This is a genomic window from Mycobacterium sp., assembly GCF_019243155.1.
GTDB lineage: Bacteria > Actinomycetota > Actinomycetes > Mycobacteriales > Mycobacteriaceae > Mycobacterium.
Map to the genome: position 1 here is coordinate 1 of NZ_JAFAUS010000511.1, position 3,461 is coordinate 3,461.

4 protein-coding genes are annotated in these 3,461 nt (G+C 66.0%); all 4 read left to right on the forward strand.

What is annotated here, in order from left to right; all coding sequences use genetic code 11:
- Positions 1 to 468, forward strand: a 468-nt coding sequence (locus tag JOZ00_RS25740; RefSeq protein WP_293350059.1) for an alpha/beta hydrolase, incomplete at its 5' end; no start/stop codon positions are given.
- A 115-nt stretch (positions 469 to 583) separates the two neighbouring features.
- Positions 584 to 2,146 carry an alpha/beta hydrolase gene (locus tag JOZ00_RS25745; RefSeq protein ID WP_293350061.1) on the forward strand — a complete coding sequence of 521 codons (1,563 nt, stop codon included), beginning with the start codon at positions 584 to 586 and terminating at the stop codon, positions 2,144 to 2,146.
- A gap of 419 nt (positions 2,147 to 2,565) precedes the next feature.
- The gene (locus tag JOZ00_RS25750) at positions 2,566 to 2,946 is read left to right on the forward strand and encodes a DUF732 domain-containing protein (protein ID WP_293350063.1); all 381 of its coding nucleotides are present in this window, start codon (positions 2,566 to 2,568) and stop codon (positions 2,944 to 2,946) included.
- A 132-nt stretch (positions 2,947 to 3,078) separates the two neighbouring features.
- On the forward strand, positions 3,079 to 3,461 hold a 383-nt coding region (locus JOZ00_RS25755), incomplete at its 3' end, for a glutamine synthetase beta-grasp domain-containing protein (protein WP_293350065.1).

Consider the following 3,461-nt stretch of genomic DNA (forward strand, 5'->3'; position numbering starts at 1 on the left):
CTCGCTCTGGCCGACATGTATATGCGCCGCGACTCGCACGGCCACTACACCAACGCCACCGACGCTCGGGTGGCGATCAACTGCGTTGACCAACCGCCGATTACGGACCGGGCCAAGGTCGTCGACGAAGACCGCCGTTCGCGGGAAATCGCACCGTTCATGAGTTTCGGGCAGTTCACCGGTAACGCGCCGCTGGGCACCTGCGCGTTCTGGCCCGTACCGCCAACGAGCAAGCCGCACACCATCTCCGCGCCGGGCCTGGCGCCGACGGTGGTGGTGTCGACCACGCACGATCCGGCGACTCCCTACAAGGCCGGGGTCGATCTGGCCAACGAACTTCGCAGCTCGCTGCTCACCTACGACGGCACCCAGCACACGGTGGTCTTCCAGGGCGACAGTTGCGTCGACAACTACGTGACGGCTTATCTGGTCGGTGGCGCCACGCCGCCCAACGGCGCAAAGTGCTAGCGGCGCTGAGCCTTAAGACATTTTCGCTCGCGTCAACTGTCGTCGCTCGCCTACGGTTCAGACGAGATCAATGCGTAACCGTTTCGCGCTGTCACGGGTACCCGCGGCTGCAACGATGACAGCCATGTCGCGCCTGAGACCATTGAGCTCGGCGCTGTTGTCGTTGGGGCTCTTGGTCAGTGGTCAGGCGGCGCTGCCGACGCCGGCCGGCGCAACCCCGGAAGCCGGCGCCGGGCAGACTCCCGGCCCGAATCCGCCGACGGCGGCAGCACCGCAGGCTTGGGGGAACTGCAGTCAATTCGTCACCGACACAAGCGAAATCCCTACCGCGCGGTGCGCCGCCGTGTCCGTTCCGGTCGACTACAACAATCCCGGCGGGGCGCAGGCCAAGTTGGCGGTGATCCGTGTTCCGGCGAGCGGCAGGCGGTTGGGATCGCTGTTGGTCAATCCGGGTGGTCCGGGTGGGTCCGCGGTCGACATGGTGGCCGGGATGGCATCGGATCTGGATGGCAGCCCGATCAGGAGCAACTTCGATCTGGTCGGCTTCGACCCACGCGGGGTGGGCCATTCCACTCCGGCCCTGCGCTGCCGCACCGACGCCGAGTTCGATGCGTACCGGCGAGAGCCGATGGTTGATTACAGCCCGACCGGTGTCGCGCACATCGAGCAGCTTTACAAGCAGTTGGCTCAGCAGTGCACCAACCGGATGGGCAACGCGTTTTTGGCCAACATCGGCACCGCATCCGTGGCCAAAGACATGGACGTGGTCCGCCAGGCGTTGGGCGACGATCAGATCAACTATCTCGGTTACAGCTATGGCACCGAGCTCGGCGCCGCCTACCTGGAGAAGTACGCCGGCCACGTGCGGGCGATGGTGCTCGACGGTGCGATCGACCCGACCGTCGGCCCAATCGACGAGAACGTTCGGCAAATGGCTGGATTCCAAACCGCTTTCAACGACTACGCCACCGACTGCGCCCGCACGGCGGGCTGCCCGTTGGGCACCGACCCCGCCCAATTCGTCAACCGCTACCACGCTCTGGTCGACCCGCTGGCCACCAAGCCGGGTAAAACCTCTGACCCCCGCGGCCTGGGCTACGCCGACGCGACCACCGGCACCATCAACGCGCTTTACACGCCGTCGCGCTGGAAATATCTGACCAGCGGTCTGCTCGGTTTGCAGCGCGGCACCGACGCAGGCGACCTGCTGTTGCTCGCCGACGACTACGAGGGCCGCGACCGCACCGGGCACTACTCCAACGATCAGGATGCTTTCAACGCCGTGCGGTGCGTCGACGCGCCGAACCCGACGGACTCGGCCAGCTGGGTCAGCGCCGACCAACGGATCCGCCAGGCCGCGCCGTTCCTCAGCTACGGGCAGTTCACCGGAAACGCTCCTCGCGACCTGTGCGGGATGTGGCCGGTGCCGGCCACATCGGCCCCGCATGCCGCGCCGACCGAAGCGCCGGGCAAGGTCGTCGTGGTCTCGACCACGCACGACCCGGCCACTCCCTATCAGGCGGGGGTGAACCTGGCCCGCCAGCTGGGCGGCCCGCTGATCACCTATGACGGGACGCAACACACCGCGGTGTTCAACGGCAACCACTGTGTGGACAGCACCGTCGTGAATTATCTGGTCGCCGGCGCGCCACCGGCGTCGATCCAGTGCCGGCCCTGACTGGCGGTTCGCTCTAAGGCGAAAGCTGGACATGCCCCCGCGGCGGTCGTGGGGGTGGCGGCGGTCCCGGTGAGGGTCCCTCCTGGCCGGGCGCGGGTCCCTGCTCTCCCGGGGCAGGGCCCTGCTGCTGTGGCGGCGGTTTTTCCTGTTGTCGCGACGGGGCCTGCTGCGGCTGTTGTGCCTTTGGCGGCGCCGCGACCGGCGGTTGCAGCGGATTGGCCGTCTGTTCCGGGACAGCCGGCGGGTCAGGCGTGAGCTCGCCCAACGAAATTGGACCGGTAAGAGCGGCAGCCAGCCCGACAACGGCCACAGCCGTCGCGCCGCGCCAACCCTTGCAACCAGTTACGATTCCCATCATTGCAGGCACCAGCCGCCTCCACTGTTACCGCTGGGTGTCGATTCGATGAGACGTCGAGCCGGTGACACCGAAGAACGGGAATCCCGTCGTGCGCACCCGCATCACCGGCCTCGCAAGCGCTCTGGTTGGCGCCGCGATTCTGGGCGCCGGCGCGGCCGCTGCCGACCCGGGCCAGGACGACCAGTTCGTCGCGCTGCTCGCCCAACAACAAATCCCCGCCACCGACAACGTGCCGGGCCTGGTCTACCGGGCCCGCGAAATTTGCGGCGAGCTCGATCACGGTACCTCCGTCCAGGCCGCGGTGGACGAGGAAGTCAACACCGCGTTTGGGGACAATCCGTCTTTACACGCGGTTGGCGATCGAGTTAGACGCACCGCGGTCAAATTCGTCACGGCATCGGTTGACGTCTACTGCCCAAGCCATCAAGGCCAACTTCCGTAACGGTCTGGGTTGCCACGCCGCTTCTGACGTCCAATCAACGCCGGGCCTGAGCAGCCTGTTTGCAACGTCCGCAATAGTTCTGATCTTGCTTTGGTAACACAGATTTAACAGCCGTTGCCTACTGTTCGGGTTATGGATCGACAGAAGGAATTCGTCCTCCGCACTCTGGAGGAACGGGACATCCGCTTTGTTCGGCTGTGGTTTACAGATGTGCTCGGTTTCCTGAAATCGGTCGCCATCGCTCCGGCCGAACTCGAGGGCGCTTTCGAGGAGGGCATCGGGTTCGACGGCTCCTCGATCGAGGGCTTCGCGCGGGTCTCCGAATCCGACACCGTGGCGAACCCGGACCCGTCGACTTTCCAGGTGTTGCCATGGGCCAGCGCTTCGGGTCACCACCACTCCGCGCGGATGTTCTGCGACATCACCATGCCCGACGGCTCGCCGTCGTGGGCGGACCCGCGGCACGTGCTGCGTCGCCAACTGCAGAAGGCAAACGATCTCGGCTTCTCCTGCTA